This window comes from Klebsiella sp. K47 (assembly GCF_051858335.1).
Classification (GTDB): domain Bacteria; phylum Pseudomonadota; class Gammaproteobacteria; order Enterobacterales; family Enterobacteriaceae; genus Klebsiella; species Klebsiella pneumoniae.
Window position 1 is genome coordinate 14,877 of the sequence record NZ_JBPYUI010000011.1, and the last position, 16,413, is coordinate 31,289.

General features: G+C 59.5%; 17 protein-coding genes and 1 pseudogene. 3 read left to right on the top strand and 15 right to left on the bottom strand.

Annotated features, from left to right (window positions below; translation table 11 throughout):
- Positions 1-59: 59 nt before the first annotated feature.
- From cysA to cysP, 4 genes are read right to left on the bottom strand one after another with little or no spacing between them, the layout of a single operon-like run.
- A complete protein-coding gene (cysA, locus tag RRF55_RS12585; protein ID WP_002913623.1) occupies positions 60-1,154 on the bottom strand; it encodes a sulfate/thiosulfate ABC transporter ATP-binding protein CysA in 1,095 nt (364 codons plus the stop codon).
- Entirely contained in the window at positions 1,144-2,019 is an 876-nt protein-coding gene (gene cysW, locus RRF55_RS12590; RefSeq protein WP_002913625.1) for a sulfate/thiosulfate ABC transporter permease CysW, read from the bottom strand. Before cysW ends, cysA begins: the two co-directional genes overlap by 11 nt.
- Positions 2,019-2,852: a sulfate/thiosulfate ABC transporter permease CysT gene (cysT, locus tag RRF55_RS12595; RefSeq protein ID WP_002913626.1), complete on the bottom strand. Its 834-nt coding sequence runs from the start codon at positions 2,850-2,852 to the stop codon at positions 2,019-2,021. Before cysT ends, cysW begins: the two co-directional genes overlap by 1 nt.
- Entirely contained in the window at positions 2,852-3,868 is a 1,017-nt protein-coding gene (gene cysP, locus RRF55_RS12600) for a thiosulfate/sulfate ABC transporter substrate-binding protein CysP (RefSeq protein WP_002913628.1), read from the bottom strand. Before cysP ends, cysT begins: the two co-directional genes overlap by 1 nt.
- A 200-nt stretch (positions 3,869-4,068) precedes the next feature.
- Between cysP and RRF55_RS12605 the strand changes: the two are divergent.
- Positions 4,069-4,412: pseudogene (locus RRF55_RS12605) on the top strand (endonuclease domain-containing protein).
- Between the two features lie 95 nt (positions 4,413-4,507).
- On the opposite strand, the gene RRF55_RS12610 reads toward RRF55_RS12605, so the two are convergent.
- From RRF55_RS12610 to RRF55_RS12625, 4 genes are all read right to left on the bottom strand, one after another.
- Positions 4,508-5,407: a Dyp-type peroxidase gene (locus RRF55_RS12610; protein ID WP_004145614.1), complete on the bottom strand. Its 900-nt coding sequence runs from the start codon at positions 5,405-5,407 to the stop codon at positions 4,508-4,510.
- 94 nt (positions 5,408-5,501) lie between these two features.
- Positions 5,502-6,077: an RpoE-regulated lipoprotein gene (locus RRF55_RS12615; RefSeq protein WP_002913630.1), complete on the bottom strand. Its 576-nt coding sequence runs from the start codon at positions 6,075-6,077 to the stop codon at positions 5,502-5,504.
- 61 nt (positions 6,078-6,138) lie between these two features.
- Positions 6,139-6,588, bottom strand: a complete 450-nt coding sequence (locus RRF55_RS12620; RefSeq protein ID WP_002913635.1) for a DUF2919 domain-containing protein — start codon at positions 6,586-6,588, stop codon at positions 6,139-6,141.
- Positions 6,575-7,000 (bottom strand): GNAT family acetyltransferase, encoded by a 426-nt coding sequence (locus RRF55_RS12625; protein ID WP_439419132.1) that lies wholly within the window; start codon positions 6,998-7,000, stop codon positions 6,575-6,577. Before RRF55_RS12625 ends, RRF55_RS12620 begins: the two co-directional genes overlap by 14 nt.
- A 211-nt stretch (positions 7,001-7,211) precedes the next feature.
- Here RRF55_RS12625 and amiA point away from each other — a divergent pair, with 211 nt between their 5' ends.
- Positions 7,212-8,084, top strand: a complete 873-nt coding sequence (amiA, locus tag RRF55_RS12630; RefSeq protein WP_439419133.1) for an N-acetylmuramoyl-L-alanine amidase AmiA — start codon at positions 7,212-7,214, stop codon at positions 8,082-8,084.
- Positions 8,084-8,983, top strand: coding sequence for an oxygen-dependent coproporphyrinogen oxidase (gene hemF / locus RRF55_RS12635; RefSeq protein WP_002913641.1), 900 nt, complete (start codon positions 8,084-8,086; stop codon positions 8,981-8,983). Before amiA ends, hemF begins: the two co-directional genes overlap by 1 nt.
- 43 nt (positions 8,984-9,026) lie before the next feature.
- Here hemF and eutR read toward each other — a convergent pair whose 3' ends face one another.
- From eutR to eutH, 7 genes are read right to left on the bottom strand one after another with little or no spacing between them, the layout of a single operon-like run.
- Positions 9,027-10,079, bottom strand: a complete 1,053-nt coding sequence (eutR, locus tag RRF55_RS12640) for an HTH-type transcriptional regulator EutR (RefSeq protein WP_040236055.1) — start codon at positions 10,077-10,079, stop codon at positions 9,027-9,029.
- 45 nt (positions 10,080-10,124) lie between these two features.
- The gene (eutK, locus tag RRF55_RS12645) at positions 10,125-10,610 is read right to left on the bottom strand and encodes an ethanolamine utilization microcompartment protein EutK (protein ID WP_004151997.1); all 486 of its coding nucleotides are present in this window, start codon (positions 10,608-10,610) and stop codon (positions 10,125-10,127) included.
- Positions 10,611-10,621: 11 nt separating this feature from the next.
- A complete protein-coding gene (gene eutL, locus RRF55_RS12650) occupies positions 10,622-11,281 on the bottom strand; it encodes an ethanolamine utilization microcompartment protein EutL (protein ID WP_004174905.1) in 660 nt (219 codons plus the stop codon).
- A gap of 9 nt (positions 11,282-11,290) precedes the next feature.
- Positions 11,291-12,190 (bottom strand): ethanolamine ammonia-lyase subunit EutC, encoded by a 900-nt coding sequence (eutC, locus tag RRF55_RS12655; RefSeq protein WP_130974934.1) that lies wholly within the window; start codon positions 12,188-12,190, stop codon positions 11,291-11,293.
- Positions 12,191-12,210: 20 nt separating this feature from the next.
- Positions 12,211-13,572 carry an ethanolamine ammonia-lyase subunit alpha gene (gene eutB / locus RRF55_RS12660; RefSeq protein ID WP_032438085.1) on the bottom strand — a complete coding sequence of 454 codons (1,362 nt, stop codon included), beginning with the start codon at positions 13,570-13,572 and terminating at the stop codon, positions 12,211-12,213.
- An 11-nt stretch (positions 13,573-13,583) separates the two neighbouring features.
- Complete coding sequence (eutA, locus tag RRF55_RS12665; RefSeq protein ID WP_021312790.1) at positions 13,584-14,987, bottom strand: ethanolamine ammonia-lyase reactivating factor EutA; 1,404 nt, start codon at positions 14,985-14,987, stop codon at positions 13,584-13,586.
- Positions 14,984-16,216 carry an ethanolamine utilization protein EutH gene (gene eutH, locus RRF55_RS12670; RefSeq protein WP_004180838.1) on the bottom strand — a complete coding sequence of 411 codons (1,233 nt, stop codon included), beginning with the start codon at positions 16,214-16,216 and terminating at the stop codon, positions 14,984-14,986. Before eutH ends, eutA begins: the two co-directional genes overlap by 4 nt.
- Between the last annotated feature and the right edge of the window lie 197 nt (positions 16,217-16,413).

Below are 16,413 nucleotides of genomic sequence, written 5' to 3' on the forward strand. Positions count from 1 at the left end.
GATAATTCCAGACCGGGTAAGCAGAGCCTCACCCGGCAAAAGCACATTGATTTAAGCTATCAGGCCGACTCCGCCAGAGCAAGCTCGCCGCGCGGCTCGATACGCTCGGTACCGTTGTACAACCGCGCGTTTTGCAGCCCGACGAACAGCCGTTCGCCGCGGGACGGCGCCTCATCGCCCGTTAACACCACGCTCAGCGGTTCGTCATACCACCCCAGAGGCTGAACGACTAATTGGGTGTAGTGCCCTTTCGGACTGGCCTCCAGGACCTGCACCGGCAGCGGCGAATCCAGGCTGGTCCGCCGGCTGATGTCCACTTCCCATGGGCGCAGGAACAGGTCCACTGGCCCCTGGTATGCCGGGGTATAGCCTAACGGCCAGCGGTGGGCGCCGACGTGGAACTGTCCACCGCGGATGACCCCCTGCAGGCGGTTCACTTCCCCCATAAACTCCAGCACGAAACGGGTAGACGGCTCACGCCATACGCGCTCCGGGGCATCGGCCTGTTCGATGTTGCCCTGGCTCATGACCACCACCCGGTCGGCAACTTCCATCGCCTCTTCCTGATCGTGGGTGACGAACACGCTGGTGAATTTCAGCTCTTCATGCAGCTGACGCAGCCAGCGGCGCAGCTCTTTACGCACCTGCGCATCCAGCGCACCGAAAGGTTCATCCAGCAGCAAAATTTGCGGCTCCACCGCCAGGGCGCGCGCCAGCGCCACGCGCTGCTTCTGGCCTCCGGACAGCTGCGCCGGATAGCGATCCGCCAGATGGGCCAGCTGCACCATCTCCAGCAGTTTGGTCACCTTGGCTTTAATCGCCGCCGCATTGGGGCGTTCGCGGCGCGGCAGCACGGTCAGGCCAAAGGCGATGTTATCGAACACCGTCATATGGCGGAACAGCGCATAGTGCTGGAAAACGAAGCCCACTTTACGGTCGCGAGCGTGCATCCGACTGACGTCGGTACCGTGGAAGCGGATATGACCGCTGGTCTGATGCTCCAGACCGGCGATAATTCGCAGCAGGGTGGTTTTTCCGGAGCCCGAGGGCCCCAGCAGCGCAACCATTTGTCCGGAAGGGATATCCAACGAGATATCATTCAGCACCTGGGTGCGACCAAACGATTTCTTAATATTGGCAATCTCAATGCTCATGATTTCCCTCCTGTTGCGCGCGTTCTTTCTGATTGGCCAGACGCCATTGCAACATACTCTTTAAAAACAGGGTCAGAATAGCCATTAACGTCAGCAGGGCGGCGGCGGTAAACGAGCCGACGGTGTTGTAATCCTGCTCCAGTAGTTCAATTTGCAGCGGCAGCGACAGCGTTTCGCCGCGGATCGAGCCGGAAACCACCGACACCGCGCCAAACTCTCCGATGGCGCGGGCGTTGGTCAGCACCACGCCGTAGAGCAGCGCCCAGCGAATATTGGGCAACGTCACCCGGCGGAACATCTGCCAGCCGGACGCGCCCAGCAGCACCGCGGCCTCATCTTCATGACTGCCCTGACTCATCATCACCGGCACCAGCTCACGCACCACAAACGGACAGGTAACAAAGATGGTCGCCAGCACCATGCCCGGCCAGGCGAACATGATTTGCAGATTATGCGCGTCAAGCCAGCCGCCCAGCGGACCGTTAGAGCCGTAAAACAGCAGATACACCAGACCGGCCACCACCGGCGAGACGGCGAACGGGATATCCAGCAACGTCAGCAGCAGCTGGCGCCCCGGAAAGGTAAAACGTGTCACCAGCCAGGCCAGCAAGGTACCGAACACCAGGTTCACCGGTACGGTAATCAACGCAATCATCACCGTCAGCCAGATGGCATGCAGCATGTCCGGGTTCGCCAGGTTTTCCAGCACCGGCATCAATCCTTTGCTGAAGGCCTGGATAAAGATGTAGAGCATCGGCACCACAAGGATGAAGGCGGAGACCAGCATCCCGACGCCAATCAGAAACCATTTTCCCCAGTTGATACGGGGCGCGTCGTAGCGTTTCAATTGAGTAACTTCCGCCATTAGTGACCTACCACGCGTCGACCAAAGCGACTCTGCAGGGTATTGATGGAAAACAGCAGCAGCAGTGAGGCGGCCAGGATCACCGAGGCGATGGCGCTCGCCGCCGGATAGTCAAACTCCTGCAGACGAATAAAGATCATCAGCGACGTCACTTCCGTCTTCCACGCGATGTTGCCGGCGATAAAAATCACCGCGCCGAATTCGCCGAGGCTGCGGGTAAACGACAGAGCAATGCCCGCCAGCAGCGCCGGCGACAGCTCCGGCAGCACCACCTTGCGGAAACTCTGCCAGCGCGTGGCGCCCAGCGTTTCCGCCGCTTCCTCATACTCGGGCCCCAACTCTTCCAGCACCGGCTGCACGGTGCGTACCACAAACGGGATGCTGGTGAAGGCCATCGCCACGGCGATGCCGAGCCAGGTATAGGTGACTTTAATATCGAACTTCGCCAGCCATTCCCCGTAAATACCGTTCACCGAAAACAGCGAGGCCAGGGTCAGACCAGCTACCGCCGTCGGCAGCGCAAACGGCAGGTCCATTAAGGCATCCAGCAGCGTGCGGCCCGGAAAACGATAGCGGGTCAGGATCCAGGCCATCAGCAGACCAAAGACGCCGTTAAAAATCGAGGCCACAAACGCCGACAGCAGCGTCACCTTATAGGCAGCCACCACCTGCGGGTTGGTGATCACATCCCAGTACTGCGCCCAACTCATCTGCGCCAGCTGCATCACCAGCGCGCTGAGCGGTAATAACAAAATCAGACAGACAAACAGCAGGCTGGTGCCAAGGCTCAGGGTAAAACCCGGCAGCACGCGCTTGGACGACACAGCAAACATTACTTACGCCCCGCCGCCAGCAGTTTGTCCAGTTCGCCGCCGCTGGCGAAGTGGGTTTTCATCACCTCAGGCCAGGAGCCAAACTTATCTTCCACGCGGAACAGCTCGGTCTGCGGGAATTTATCCTTCAGAGCATCCATCACTTTCGGGTTGTTTACCCGATAGTAGTAGTCGGTAATGATAGTTTGCGCCTGTGGCGTATAGAGCCAGTTCAGGTAGGCTTTCGCCGCCTTTTCCGTGCCATTGGCTTTGACGTTTTTATCGACCCAGGCTACCGGGAACTCCGCCAGAATGTTGGTTTTCGGGATAACCACTTCAAATCCCTGCGCCTCATACTGCTTGCGAATATTATTCACTTCCGATTCGAAGCTAATCAGCACATCGCCGAGGCCGCGCTCGGCGAAGGTGGTGGTCGCTCCGCGCCCGCCGGTGTCAAAGACTTCGACGTTCTTGAGAAACTGAGTCATAAACTGTTCGGTTTTAGCTTTATCGCCGCCATCAGCTTTATCCGCCGCGCCCCATGCCGCCAGGTAGGTGTATCGGGCGTTACCCGAGGTTTTCGGATTCGGGAAGATCAGCTTAACGTCAGAGCGAACCAGGTCGTTCCAGTCATGAATGTTTTTCGGATTGCCTTTACGCACCAGGAAACCCATCGTCGAATAGAACGGTGAGCTGTTGTTCGGCAGACGGCTTTGCCAGTCGGCCGGGATCAGGTTGCCTTTGTCATGCAGGATCTGCACGTCCGTCACCTGGTTGTAGGTGACCACGTCCGCCTTCAGGCCCTGCAAAATAGCCAGCGCCTGCTTGGATGAACCGGCATGCGACTGCTTGATGGTCAGCTTGTCCCCGCCATTGTCTTTCGCCCACTGCTGCTCAAAAGGCGGGTTAAGGGCGGCAAACAGCTCGCGGGAGACATCATAGGAGCTGTTCAGCAGCTCCGTCGCCTGCGCCTGCGCCACCAGCAGCATGGAAGCCGCCAGCGCCAGATATCCTTTTTTCAGTGATTTAACGGCCATTGCGCACCCTTATCAACGTTGAACATTTTCTGATGATCATCATATTTATAACGGGTACGAAAGGAGTAACGGTTTTATATACCGTTTGGCGATTTGGAAGTCGAAAAGAGAATAAGCAACTGGCAAAGCATAGCTGAAAGCGGCTCGCAGATTAGACGGGTCATTGTGACAAACGGCAGCCAGGCGTGCACTGTGTTTATATGAAAAACACACAGATATTTGCTCGTCAGCTCAGACGTAGCTTAACGCCCGCAGAACGTCGACCAGGGTACTGACTGGGCAACCGCCGTTTTGCTAGCGACACGTTTCGCCGTCAGCACCCCGTTGGCCCCTATATTCTCGATTTTGCCTGCTGCGCAATACGGCTGGCGATTGAACTGGACGGCGGCCAACACGATGACGCCGCACCCGCTGGCAACAGAGCGAGGGATGGCGTGTTTTACGCTTCTGGAATAATGAGTTTGAAGAGCATGAAGATGCGGTGATGGAGGCGATACTTGAAGCACCTGAGCCGCCAATGCCCTCACCCCTCCCCTCTGACTGAGGGAGAGGGAGTAAAAGAATCCGCACGCAGATCCCATAGCCGCACCTTACCGTCCCCTCTCCCCTTTGGGGAGAGGGTTAGGGTGAGGGGAAAAATTACAGCGCCTGGATACGCTCCAGCGACGGCGCGAAGTAATATCCGCCGGTCACCGGTTTGGTGAAGCGCAGCATCGCGTCGCGTTTACCGTCGGTATCGCCAAACATGCTCAGCAGCTGCTGCTCGATGTTATACAGGCGCGCGCAGTAGGCGCAGAAATAGAGGCCATGGGTGCCGCTGGCGGTGCCGTACGGCAGGCTCTGACGGACGATTTTCAGCCCTTTGCCATCTTCTTTTAAGTCCACGCGGCTCAGGTGCGACGTGACCGGACGTTCATCGCCATCGATCTCTTCGTTAGCGTCTTTAGTACGGCCGATCATCATCTCCTGATCCGGCACGCTCATGCGGTTCAGCTGTTTGAGATTATGCTCCCAGCGCTGGACGAACACGTAGCTGCCGCCCGCATCCACGCCGTCTTTAATGACCGCCACTTCGCGGCGGGTTTCTTCCCCCGCCGGGTTTTCGGTGCCATCGACGAAGCCGCTGAGGTCACGCTCTTCCACCCAGCGGAAGCCGTGGATCTCTTCTTTCACGTCGATAGCGTCGCCAAAGGCGGCCAGCGCGGCCTGCGCCACCGAGAAGTTAACTTCATGACGGGCGGATAAAATATGAATCAGCAGGTCATACTGGGTGGACGGCGCCAGCCCTTTGCCATAGACCGGGAAATCTTTTAACTCATCCGCCCCTTCGCCGCCGCTCAGCTGACGCCAGACGTTATTGCCGAACGCCACCACCGCACCGAGTTTGGCGTCGGGGAATTTAGCCTGGAAGGTGGCCACGTTATCGACAAAAATTTTGCTCGCTTCGCGCAGGGCGTTAACGTCCCCTTTGAGATTGGCTTCAATCCAAATCGCCGCGCGGCAATGTTCCGGCAAAATGCCGCTCTGAACCTGAGACATCGCTCCTCCTGAAATGATGCAACCACAACGCTGTCGCGTTGCTAACGCGCCATTGTAACCGTTTTTCAGAGCTGTCGTGTCTCTTCAGATCAATTTAGCGACGCCAGATAATCTTGCTGACCTTCCAGTTTTTCAGCGTATCGTCGGAGGGCATCAGCTCGTCCGGACCGCTCCAGTGGCCAGTGAAGGCATAGCTGATATGCTGGCTCCCCTCGGCCTGACACTCGACGACCGCCCCGTTGTCATGGCTGCCTTTCTGGCAGTTGCCGAAGGCTTTGCTGTACAGGTCGCTAAACGGTGTGCCGATTTTCACGCCGCTGGCGGTTTTGATATCCGCATCACGCACGTCAATCCGGCTGATAGCACCGTTGTCGCCATTGATGGTCAGCGCCACGCTGTTGTTTTTCAGCGCTTCAAAGTAGTGGACGATATTGCCCTTATCGGTCTTCATTCCGCTGCGTAAACGGTAGTCGCTGCCCAGCGCATCGCTAATCGCCTGTTCATTGAGCGGCGTGGAAGCCGTCAGTTTACCCACTCCCTGCTCGGTCACCTCGGTGGAAGCGCCAAACCAGTTCCACGGATAGGCCGCCGACCAGTTGACTGCGCTCATCGTGGAGCAGCCGGTCAGCGCCAGCGGAAGCGCACAGAGCATTACACGTAGCGATTTCATATCTCAATCCTTTCTGAGTCATTCAACGCATGTTGGAGTTCACGATCGGCAAAAAGTGCCATTAAAAGGTGGTCTGGTGAAAACAGGCGCCCAGGCGACGGCTGGTTAACAGCCACCACAGGGCATAGCCATCCGCGACCAGCAGCGCAATGGTCAACGAGGAGGGAGATTCGCCGCTCAGCCATAGCATCGGCTGCCACAGCAACAGCAGCACTTGCGATAGCACCAGCAGCCAGCGCATCGCCCGCCACAGGCGCGGCAGGCGCTGACGATAGCCGCTAAGCAGAAAGGCCAGCACCGCCGGCACGCCTGGCAGTAAACCAAGCCAGAAGCGCTCGTGATCGGGATAGAACAGATTAAGAATCGCGTCGCCCTGCTGGCGCGATGCGCCGGCCATCAAAAACAGCACCCACGTGCGGGCCTGCAACAACAGCACGCACCAGAAAAGCAAAGGCAGGCGCAGACGGCCATGGGCATCAAAATCGGCGGGGATAAACTCAGTATTCTTCATCTTCGATCAGGCGCTTGCCCTGGGTCAGGACATCGGCGTACTCATAGCCCAACCGCTCGTACATTCCCTGCACCACGTCATTGTCTTCACGGACCATAATGTTGATTTTCGGGCAGCCGCGGGCAATCAGCTTTTTCTCCAGACGGTTGAGCAGCGCGTTCGCGATACCCCGGCCGCGATATTCCGGATGGACGCCGAGATAATAGGCCGATCCGCGATGACCGTCATATCCGCCCATCACCGTGCCGACCACTTCGCCATTCACTTCCGCCACCAGAAACAGGCTGACGTCGTGATTCAGCTTGCGCTCAATATCCATCTCCGGATCGTTCCACGGGCGCAGCAGATCGCAGCGCTCCCACAGCGTCACAACCTCTTCGAAATCCTGCTGGCGAAAAACGCGAATCTCCATGGTATTCCCCACCATTGACGGTTAAAAACAGTGATTATGGCGCGAATATAACTGATAGCCAATATCAGGCGAAATCAGCGACAAAAAATGGCATAATATGACTTTGTCATGTATTGAAATGAAAAGTAAAACAATTCTTATTTTGAATGGTCGTAACGGCAAACGCGATACGATATAACATTGGACATCACTTGTTTACAATTCAGGCCGAATGAGCACTTTTAAACCCTTAAAAATACTTGCTTCGCGCCGTCAGGTGCTGAAAGCCGGGGTGGCTGCGATGACGCTGAGCGGCGTCGCCTCACAGGTCAGCGCAAAAGAACAGCCACTGAAAACGTCAAATGGACATAGCAAACCCGCCGCCAAAAAGGCCGGGGGTCGCCGGATTGTAATGTTAGATCCGGGCCACGGCGGCATCGATACCGGCGCTATCGGCCATAACGGCTCGAAAGAGAAGCATGTGGTGTTGGCGATCGCTAAGAACGTGCGCAGCATTTTGCGCAGCAACGGCATCGACGCCCGCCTGACCCGCACCGGGGATACCTTTATCCCGCTGTACGACCGCGTGGAGATCGCCCATCAGCACGGCGCCGATCTGTTTATGTCAATCCACGCCGATGGTTTTACCAACCCGAGCGCCGCCGGCGCCTCGGTGTTCGCCCTGTCAAACCGCGGCGCCAGTAGCGCCATGGCGAAATACCTCTCCGATCGCGAAAACCGCGCCGATGAGGTCGCCGGTAAGAAAGCGACGGATAAAGACCATCTGCTGCAGCAGGTACTGTTCGATCTGGTGCAGACCGACACCATCAAAAACAGCCTGACGCTGGGCTCGCATATCCTGAAAAAGATCAAGCCGGTACATAAGCTACACAGCCGCAATACCGAGCAGGCGGCGTTCGTGGTGCTGAAGTCACCATCCATACCGTCTGTGCTGGTGGAAACCTCGTTTATCACCAACCCGAACGAAGAGAAACTGCTCGGCACCACCGCCTTCCGGCAGAAAATCGCCACCGCGATTGCCAACGGCATTATCAGCTATTTCCACTGGTTCGATAACCAGAAAGCCCATTCGAAGAGACGTTAATGAAACCCGATGCCGCGCAGGTAAAAACTTTTCTGCTCCAGCTCCAGGACAACCTCTGTCAGCAGCTGAGCGCCGTGGATGGCGCGCCGTTTATTGAAGATGCCTGGCAGCGGGAAGGCGGTGGCGGCGGACGCAGCCGGGTGCTGCGCGAAGGCCGGGTGTTCGAGCAGGCGGGGGTCAACTTTTCCCACGTCCATGGCGACGCCATGCCTGCCTCCGCCACCGCGCACCGCCCGGAGCTGGCCGGACGCAGTTTTGAAGCCATGGGCGTCTCGCTGGTGGTTCATCCGCTGAACCCCTACGTGCCCACCAGCCATGCCAACGTGCGGTTCTTTATTGCCGAAAAGCCTGGCGCCGACCCGGTGTGGTGGTTCGGCGGCGGCTTTGATTTAACCCCTTACTACGGCTTTGAAGAGGATGCCGTCCACTGGCATCGTACCGCCCGCGATCTGTGTCTGCCGTTCGGCGAGGAAGTCTATCCGCGCTATAAAAAATGGTGCGATGATTACTTCTATCTCAAGCACCGCCAGGAGCAGCGCGGCATCGGCGGTCTGTTCTTTGACGACCTGAACACCCCGGATTTTGACCACTGCTTCGCCTTTATGCAGGCGGTCGGGAACGGCTATGCTGACGCCTATTTACCTATCGTCGAACGCCGGAAAGCCACGCCGTACGGCGAACGCGAGCGCCACTTTCAACTCTACCGTCGCGGCCGCTATGTCGAGTTCAATCTGGTCTGGGACCGCGGCACCCTGTTCGGTCTGCAGACCGGCGGGCGTACGGAGTCGATTCTGATGTCGATGCCGCCGCTGGTGCGCTGGGAATATGATTATCAGCCCGAGCCCGGCAGCCCCGAGGCGGCGCTGAGCGAGTTTATTCAGGTGCGCGACTGGCTGTAACGGCCGGATGGCGGCTGGCCACCCGGTAGCGGAGTCTCTTCCCTCACACCCACTGGCGCAGGCGATGGTGCAGCGTCATCGACGGTTTCTCAGCAAACAGCTGCTGATAGTCGGTGGCGAACTGCCCCAAATGCCAGAATCCCCACTGCATGGCCGCCTCCTTGACCGTCTCGCGCTCTGACCAGGGGCTTATCAGCTCCCGACGCACGGCGTTCAGGCGGATCCGTTTGAGCCAGGCGTTAGGACCAATCCCCAGTATCGCATGGAAGGCGTTTTGCAAGGTGCGACGGCTGACGTACAGCTGCTGGCACAGATCGAGAACGGTTAACGGCTCCGCGCTGTTTTCCAGCACATATTCGCGCGCCTGCGCCAGCAGGCGGCGGTAGCTCTGGTGGCTGACGCTCTCTGCACTTACCATCGGCTGCGCTTCTTCCAGCATCGTGCCCATCGCCAGCAACAGATTATCCCGCAGGACTTTACGCACGGCCGGCTGATGAAGGGTATCCGGATGCTCGCTAAAGGTGGCCAGCGCCTGCTGGACAAACCCCCACAGCGCGGCCTTATGCGGCTCGCGGACCGCCAGCGCTGACTGGTTGCGTAGCATATGTAGCACCCGTTCCGGGTGGTGCAGGAAACTGGCGTGACGCGCAATCACCTCCTGCGAAATCACTACTCCGAGAATGGTGTAATCATCCGGCGTGCTGAGCTCGAACTCCGTACCGCCGGGACGGGTGGCGATTTCTGCCCGGCCCAGACACTGCGAGCCGATAAAACCTTGTTCACCCCGGGTCGCCGGAATGCCAAACCAGAAGGAGTTCGGCCAGACCAGGCAGGACTGGCGCAGCGCCAGCCCGGTATATTCGCGGAAGACCTGGATCTCATCGAGCAGGATTTCGGTAAACTCGCCGCGAAACTGCCCCGGATGCAGCTGATCGTAGATCTGTTGCCAGGCGGTAATGGTCAGGGCGTGCTCATACACATCGGTTGTGTGTCGTTGATGAATATTGTCAATTTCAACCTGAGGCGTCAGCCTGGTGTTTTCCGGCAACGCCTCGCAACAGAGATGGTGCAAATTTGCAGAACGACGCTTTTTCATAATCGTTAAAGCCGGGGGCAAGCCGCTCCCGGCACCTCCGACAGGTTATGGATTTTTGAGACGATAGCGGCTACTGCGTTTTCGTAGCGTCCCTGCGGAAAAGAGCTGCTCCAGCGCCTGGCGGGCCTTATCCAGCGGCCAGGCAAAATGCGCGGCGACCTCGCCGGCCGTCATGCCCTGACGAACTGAAGCCAGCAGCGTCAGTAAGGCTTCCGATGAAGCCGGGTCAGCAGGCGGCATGGGCGCTGGCGGCGGTGGCTGAAAACCGCCGATCAGCCGCTGGGTATCCTCTTCCGGGCGGCCAATTTCCCGACGGCTGATCACGCAGCCGGTCCGCCGGGCAGCGGCGGCCCCGGCATCCAGCGCGGCGCGGCAGGCCGCCAGGTCGCCCTCCACCACCAGCGTTAACCTGCCCGGGTCGAGCACTTCATGACTGAGCAGGCGCACATTGGCCGCCTTAAGCATGGCATCCGCAGCGTCTACAGCCGCGACCATGCCCTCCACTTCGAGCAATCCCAGCGCATTGATCATCGCTCCCTCCATTACGCACGCTGTACAGGATGACGGGCAATATCGAGAACGGCATCGGTAAAGGCATTGCAGGCGGCTTTACAGGCGGCCTGGCTTCCCGTCAAAAAGGCGGCCGAATAGTTGGTTTCCGATGGCGGCGGGACGTAGGTCACCAGCTGAACGTCGGCCGACTTCATCGCCGCATCGATACCAAACGTCGCCTCCAGCGGCGGCGCCACCAGATAAGCGATCGGATCGCCCAACGCGATGCCAGCGGCCGATGAAAGATAAGAGCCGGTACGCGACACCACGTGCGCCAGAAACGCGGTATCTTGCGCGTCGTTAGCCCACTGGAATGCCGCCCCACCTTCAATATGCGCCATCATGGCATCCAGCCCGGCGCGAACTTCCGCCGGATTCGGGCCGCCAAGCATGATTAGTACTTCGCCGGCGGTAGGCGACGGACCATGGGCCGCGCCGGCGTAGAGGGAGCGGCCATAGACCACCTCCACCATCGCCTGCTTTGTCGCTTCGTCGGCGGCAATATACGTCACATCGTCAGAATCTGCCGTGATGAGTCCGAGGCTACGTATATGCGACGGTAATTTAAGCTCGCGCGCGAAACCGTCATTCACCGAGGCAATCACGCGCATCGCGGTGACCGAGGGTCGAATCAAATCTAATGCTGGCATGATGCCTCCTTAACGGCTCATGTTGATGCCGGAGGCTTTCTGCTCCAGCATGCGTTTGGCTAAATCCACGATCACCGCGGCGGCTTCTACCGGCGGGGTGCCGCCCTGGTGGATATTGGAGATACAGGTCCGGTCGGCCTCGACGGTGGTCGCCACCCGCGGGGAGTACACCGCGTAGCAGGAGAGGCTCTCCGACTGGCCGAGCCCCGGGCGCTCGCCAACCAGCAGGATCACCACCTTCGCGCCGAGGATCTCGCCGATCTGATCTTCAATCTTGACGCGGCCATAGCGCACGAAGAACGGCGTCCCGACCTTCAGACCCGCCTGTTTCAGGCCCGCAAGCAGCGGCGGCAGGATCTCTTCGTAGTTGGCGGTGATGGCATCCGTCGACAGACCATCGGAGACCACCACCTGCACATCCGGATCCATCACGCACTGCGCCTTCAGCGCATCAATCGCTTCCGGACTGAGGCGACGGCCCATATCCGGACGCGTCAGGTAGAGGTTCTTAGCGCTAATCCCGGAACGCACTTCCAGCAGCCCCTGCGCTTTCACCCACGCTTCCGGCACCTCTTTGAGCACCGTGTCTTTCGAGCGCGAGTGATCGGCCAGGAAGCGCAGCAGCGCCTGAGTGCGCGGACGCGGGCCGGCGCGGCCGGTGCAAACGCGCGCCGCGGTACTGCGTTTCAGTTCAGTCAGTACTTCGGCGCGGTGCGGATGTTGTACCCCAATCCAGGCTTTCGCTTCCGCTGAGCCCAGGTCCAGCGTGCAGCTTTCCACTACCGCTTCGCTGGCGCAGGCGGCATGGCAGGCCGGCGTCGACGCTGCGGGGGCCTGCGGCTGCGACTGTGGTTGTCCCATCGACGCCATTACGCTGCGTACAATGTCTTCAATCTGTTTTTGATCCATGATGTGTCATCCCCGCGTCATCAGAAGAACAGTGACGGATCGCCCGCCCGTTTGGTCAGGCGACCATTTGCCATAATGCCCATCGTTTCCAGCCAGCGTTCAAACTCCGGCGACGGCCGCAGGCCCAGCAGTTGGCGCACGGTCGCGGTATCGTGGAAGGCGGTGGTCTGGTAGTTGAGCATGATGTCGTCGCCGAGCGGCATGCCCATGATGTAGTTGCAGCCTGCGGTCGCCAGCAGGATCATCAGGTTTTCGTTGAGGTTCTGGTCGGCATCGGCATGGTTGGTATAGCAGCAGTCGCAGCCCATTGAGATGCCGCTCAGCTTGCCCATAAAGTGGTCTTCCAGTCCGGCGCGAATGATTTGCCGGTCGTTATAGAGATACTCCGGCCCGATAAAGCCCACCACGGTGTTGACGAGGAACGGATCGTAGTGCCGCGCCAGGCCATAGTTACGCGCTTCCATGGTCACCTGGTCGGCGCCGAAGTTAGCGCCAGCGGAAAGCGCCGAGCCCTGCCCGGTTTCAAAGTAAAGACAGTTCTCCCCGGCGATGCGGTTAAACTCCGCCCCCACCGCCCGCGCTTCATCGAGCATCGCCAGCTCGACGCCGAACTCTTTAAGCCCTTTTTCACTGCCGCAGATGCTCTGGAAGATAAGCCCCCCCGGCGCGCCGCGGCGGATGGCTTCAATCTGGGTGGTGACGTGCGCCAGCACGCAGCCCTGGGTCGGGATGTTAAACTTGTCGATCACCCCGTACACCGTATCCAGCACCCGGCTCAGGTTCTCCACGTCGTCAGTGACCGGGTTGACGCCAATCACCGCGTCGCCCGCGCCGAAGGAGAGCCCTTCATAGATTTGCGCGGCAATACTCTGCACGTCGTCGCGGGTATCGTTCGGCTGCAGGCGGCAGCTAAAGGTCCCCGGCAGACCGATGGTGGTATTGGCTTTTTTGATCACCGGCATTTTTTTACCGCCGTAGATCAGATCGGCGTTGGAGCAGATCTTGGCCACCGCAGCCACCACCTCGGAGGTCAGCCCTTTGCGGACAAAGGCGATATCGTCGCTGGTGACCTCGTCGTTGAGCACGTATTCCCGCAGGTCGCTGATGGTCCAGTGTTTAATCCGCTGATAGGCGGTTTCGTTCACGTCATCCTGGATCAGGCGCGTAACGCAGTCCTCCTCATACGGGATCACTGGGTTATTACGGATATCGGCCACCGTCATATCGGAGAGCACCTGCTTGGCGGCCACGCGCTGCTGCGAACTCTCCGCCGCTACCCCCACCAGCACATCCCCCGAACGCAGTTCGTTGGCTTTCGCCAGCACCTCTTTTACATCCTTAAACTGATAAACATTGCCGAACAATGTGGTCTTTAGTTTCATAAGTCGTTCCCTCAGGAAGGAAATGCGAGTGATTTCACCGTCACCGGCACAACCGATCCGCCAAAAAGAGGCGTACCAATGTCGATATAGTCTCCCGCCCGGATGCTCACCTCATCGATGACCGCCAGCGGAAGGTGTGGAAGCTGTGGCCGCAGCAGCATGCCCAGCGCTTTGCCAAAATCCTGCTCGGCCACCAGCAGCAGCGGACGGGGATTGGGAAAGCGGGCGACAAACGCCAGCAGGGCGTCAATTACGGTCAGTAAGGTGGCGTAGCGCACCGGAAGTGAAGCGGGAAGCGCCAGCACGTAAGCGTCCGCCTCGGGGGCCAGATCGAGCTGCGTCAGCGCCTGGAGCCAGGCGTTCGGCAGATCGGCGGCATCCTGCGGGATAGCCACCGGCAGATTGCGCAGCGGCAATGGAACCCCCTCCAGCCAGATGGTGCTCCCGGACAGGGACAGCGTATGCGCCCCGGCGCCAATCACCGTGGCGCGCACGGTTTGCGCCGGGAACTGCACGTTCATCTCACGCAGGCGCGGATGCTCATGCAGGGCCGTGGCCAGCAGCGGCCCGATATCGGAAAAACAGAAAGGATCGGCGGGCTGATGGCGGTAGCACTCCCCCACTCCGCCGGAAAGGGTAATCACCTCCGGCTGAACACCCGCAGGCAGTACTTCGGTTTGCATCAGCCCCTGCGCCAGCGGTGAGAGGGTGCCGTCGATCACCTCGACGATCAGCGCCGCCATCCGGCTCGCCACCTGCGCCAGCTGCCCGGCGGTCAGCGCCAGGGCGTTAGTGCCGGCGCCAAACAGCGCATCGACAATCCGCTGCCCCGGCGGGTGCGCGTGGACCACGCGCCCCTGAGCGTCGGTTTCCAGCAGGCGGCCGCCGACGTTGAGGCAGGCGGTGGCGCTGACGTTTCCGGCGTCAAACAGGGCATAGTTCGAGGTACCGCCGCCAATATCGATATTAAGCACCCGGCACATCCGCTGCCGGGACAGGGTCTGCGCCCCGGCGCCGTGTCCGGCAATGACCGACTCCAGGTGCGGCCCGGCGCTGGCGACGACAAAATCGCCCAGCGACTGCGAGAGCGCCATCACCGCCGGGCGGGCATTGCGGGTTTTCGCGCTTTCGCCGGTGATGATGATCGCCCCGGAATCCACCGCTTGTGGAGCGATCCCTGCGGCCCGGTACTGAGCCAGAATCAGCGCCTCAAGCTCGGCCTCTTTCAGTTCTCCCTGCTTATCAACCGGCGTAAAGAAGACCGGGCTTTGCCAGCTAATGTCGCGTTTGATGAATTCATAACGCGGCACCTGGGAAACCGCCGCGCGGTTCACCAGCTCGAGGCGCGAGAAGATCACCTGCGTGGTGGTGGTGCCGATATCAATACCGACGCTCAACAGCTGGCGCGTGTTCACGAGTGCGCCTCCGCTTCGTTGTTGGCAGGCGCCGGTACGTTTTCATCTTTTGGCACCAGCAGCATTGCCACGCCAATCGCGGTAACGCCGCCGACCAGTTTGCCGACAATCATCGGAAAGATCATGGCGTTCATGTTGGCCGCCGCAAAACCGAGATGGTCGCCGAGGGCGAACGCCGCTGACACCGAGAAGGCGCAGTTGATCACTTTTCCGCGGGTATCCATCTGCTTCATCATGCCGAACATCGGGATATTGTTCGCCAGGGTAGCGACCATGCCGCCGGCAGCCATATTGTTGATTTTTAGCAGATTACCAACGCGCATCAGCGGCTTTTCAAACCAGCGGGTCAGCAGGAGCACCATCGGATAAGCGCCGAGCAGCACGCAGGAGATAGAGCCAATGACTTCGATGGCGCGCATCACCTCGCCGGGCTGGTCGCCAGGCGCCATAAAGATCGGATCGAGCCCCGGGATCAGCTCCCAGCCGAGCAGGAACTTGATCACCGCCGCCGCCAGGCCGATGGTGATCAGCGCCACGAGGAATTTGGCGAAGATCTGGAAGCCGTTGATCATTTTTTCCGGAATAAACTTCAGCCCCAGCGCCACCAGCACGGCGACGATGATCACCGGGATCATATTCATCAGGATCAGCGCGAAGGTAAACGCTACCGGCTGGCCGTTGATCTCCACCCCGGAATACATCGCCACCAGACCGCCGGCGATACAGCCGATGGGAATGGTGACAATGCCCGCCAGCACGCCGAGCGCCAGCCAGCGGCGATCGGTTGGTTCGATAATGCCGAGCGCCACCGGAATGGAGAACACAATGGTCGGACCCATCATAGAGCCGAGGATCAGGCCTGAGTACATCCAGGCCGCCACGTCGCCGCCCGCGAGTTCTTTAGCGAGGAAGAAACCGCCCATGTCGCACGCCAGCAGCGTGCCGGCGAACATCGACGGGTTGGCGCCGAGCATCTCATACAGCGGAATAATCACCGGACCAAGCAGATGAGCCAGCACTGGCGCCAGGGCGGTCATCCCGACCATCGCCAGGCCCAGCGCGCCCATCGCCATAAACCCTTCTTCAAACTGACCGCCGGATCCCTCAATGCTTTTCCCCAGTTTGCCGAGAAAGCGCGCCGAGCCGCCGAACTGCGACAGGATCCTGTCCACGGCGGCAATCAGCATAAAGAACATCATGATGTACATGATGATTTCGTTAATTCCCATAGCCCTTACTCCCTGTCATTTATGATTTGTAGATACTGTGAATACCGGGACATTAGCCGCACTCAGGCGACTTTCCCGGGCCGCGGCGTGAACGCCTTACCCGGGCTACGGCATAGCAGACGGCTGTGATCCTGTAGCCCGGCTAAGCGCAGCGCGAGCCGGGAAAGCCACAGCCACACGCCTCCGGGAAAATCGGC